Source organism: Streptomyces sp. NH27 (genome assembly GCF_056859195.1).
In genome coordinates, this window is sequence record NZ_JACEGK010000755.1 from 1 (window position 1) to 2628 (window position 2628).

The 2628-nt window shown below is 69.1% G+C and carries 2 protein-coding genes; both read right to left on the reverse strand.

Going from position 1 to position 2628, the window contains the following annotated elements; genetic code table 11:
- On the reverse strand, positions 1 to 293 hold a 293-nt coding region (gene cutA, locus AC13HU_RS35380), incomplete at its 3' end, for a divalent-cation tolerance protein CutA (RefSeq protein WP_483046098.1).
- Positions 294 to 342: 49 nt separating this feature from the next.
- Positions 343 to 2430 carry a 3-keto-alpha-glucoside-1,2-lyase-like domain-containing protein gene (locus tag AC13HU_RS35385; RefSeq protein ID WP_483046099.1) on the reverse strand — a complete coding sequence of 696 codons (2088 nt, stop codon included), beginning with the start codon at positions 2428 to 2430 and terminating at the stop codon, positions 343 to 345.
- Between the last annotated feature and the right edge of the window lie 198 nt (positions 2431 to 2628).

The following is a 2628-nucleotide window of genomic DNA, read 5'->3' on the forward strand; positions in this document are numbered from 1 at the left end:
GCCAGGTAGGGCGCACTGCCCCGTTTGACCGGCACCGCGATGATCTCCGGGGTGTCGTAGGTGTGGGCGGCCTTGAGCACCGCTTCGAGCGTGTCGTAGCGCTCGGCGGGAGTCTTGAAGAGCACCCGCCACTCCTGCTCCGCCCGGACCTCGCCCTCCCACCAGTACACGGAACGGATCGGCCCGTCGATCTGCGCGCACGCCGCGGCGCGGGCCTCGACCGCCACCCGCGCCAACTGCTCGGCGCGTTCGGCGCTGTCGGTCGTGGTCAGCACGGTGACATACCCGGACACGGGGCCTCCACAGGTCGGTTGCGCCGAGCGTAACGGCTTGCCGGTCGGTCTACGTCGTGAGCGTCGCCACCGCGACCGCGTAACCGCCCAGCGGGTAGGAGTCGGTGCTGCTCCACTCGCCGCGGATGTCGCCGCCCGCCGACTTCTGGTCCACCACCCTGACGTGGGCTCCGCGCAGCCCGTCGATGGTGACGGTGACCGGCGCGTTGGTCTTGTTGACCAGCAACACCTTGCGGCGGCCCTTGTCGTCGAGCGCGAGCGCGTAAACGTCGCCGGAGGGCTGATCCGGGACCTCGATGAGCCGGCAGCCGGGCCGGATCTCGTCGAGGATCAACTCCAGTACCCGGTAACGGGCGTTGGGCGCGCCGGTCGTCCAGTCGAGCATCGACACCGACGGATACTGGCTCGGGTAGCCCATCAACTGGCTCTCGCCCACGATGTCGATGCCCATCAGCGCGAGCCGGGCGAAGACGTAGGCGTAGATGCCGCCGGAGAAGTTCCAGTACGCGTCGGGGAACGGCGCGGGGTCGGACTGGGTGGCCGAGCCGGGCAGGATTGTGCCCAACTCATCTACGGTGGTGCGGACTTCGGGTGCGAGCGAGGTGCGGATCTGCTCGACCTGTGCCACCGTCGCGAGGAACCTGTCCGCCTGCGCGAAGCCGTCCGGCCCGTAGTCGTCCGCGGTGTCCGCGGAGTTGGGCTTGGCGTAGAAGTGATAGCTGATCAGATCCAGTGGGATGCCCGCCTGGTGGTTGGTCCGGTCGAGGAAGTAGCGGTAGAAGTCGAAGCGGGCGGAGTTGCCGAGCGCCAGCCCGACGAACTTGGTGCGCGGCGACACCTCGTGGATCGCGGTGACGATCGCGTCGTACAGCTCCGTGTACTCCTGCGGGCTCATGGAGTGCTCGAAGTCGACCTCGTTGAGCACTTCCCAGTACGGCAGTTGGTAGTGGTACGGCGACCGGTGGAATGCGCCGTACTCGTCGGTGAAGCCGCCGGCGGTGTACCAGGAGACCAGCCGCCGGTAGTAGTCGGCGACGACCGAGACCGGCACGGCGAGGCGCTGCCCCTGCGAGTAGCCGAAGGCCGGCTCGTCAGGGTCGTCCGGGTAGGCGACCGGCGCCGCCCACCGGGACAGGTCGCCGGAGAAGTCGTCGGTCAGCAGCGTCGCCCCGTCGGCCGACGTCACGACGACGTTGTCGAAGTCGGCCGACTCCGAGCCGTGTTCGCGGAATCCGACCGTCCCGGCGGCGAAGGTTTCGTCGTGCACGGTCAGCACGTCCGTACCGTTCACGCTGACGGTCAGGGTGGAGCCGGCCACGGTCGTGCGCACCTGGTAGGTCCGGCCGTCCTCGACCGCGAAGGGCAGCACCGTGGGCCGGACAGGGCCCGACCGGCCGTCCTCGAACGGGACGAAGACGAGGTAGCCGCTCTGCGCCGGTGCGGTGTACGGGTAGTTCGACAGGAGGAACCCGTAGCCGTTGCCGGGGTCCTGCATCCGGACCATCCAGCCCGCCTGCGCGTAGGTGGCCCCGTTCTGGGCGCCGGTCTCCAGCGGGGTGACGTCGACGGCGAAGGCGTAGTCGGTCCAGTCCGTGCCGCTCGCGGCGATGCCGTTGTCGCCACCGACCACGCGCAGCGCGCCGTCCTTCAGCGTCCACGGCTTGGGCTGCCACATCCACTCAGGGATGGTGCTGAAGTTGAGGATCGTCGATCTGCCGCGGGTGGCCTTCTCGAAGTCCTCGACGAGCGGGTCGATGAGCGAGAAGTCCCAACTGGTACGGCCGTCGGCCGGCGGCTCCAGCTCGGCCACGCCGAGCTTCGGGTACGGGTACCACGGCACGAACCGCACGTAGTCGGTGTCGAGGTTCCGCAGCGCCCGGTAGACGCTGTCGTGGATCGGCGACTCCCGCCGGATCTTGGGGTTCACCACGACCTGGAGCGTCGGTGTCGTCCTGGACACGCGGCCCGCGCCGCGCCAGTCGATCGGCAGCGACACGTCGGCGCTCTCGGCGTGCGCGGAGGTCGCGGGCAGCAGCGGAGCAGCCGCGGCGGCGACACCCGCGGCGCCCAGGGACCTGAGCACGGTGCGGCGGGCGGGAGACTCCGGGTTGCCCGTCTGGCGGGTCGGACGGTCCATGTCGGCTCCTGTCGAATCGGATCATGACCATGACAGTTCTGCGCCCGAAGGGGCGCCGAGCGCCTTGCGGGTCGAACGGTCGCGCACGGGAGGCGTGTGCGTGGCCCCCACGATAGATGTGAAACGATTCATACAGGCGGAACGACGCGAGACTATGTGTTGTGCCGCGTGAGCGTCTAGGGTCCGGCGCCATATATC

What these genes read in the sequence shown, in the direction of transcription:
- AC13HU_RS35385 (WP_483046099.1), bottom strand. Translation starts at nt 2,430, where the DNA reads ATGGACCGTCCGACCCGCCAGACGGGCAACCCGGAGTCTCCCGCCCGC.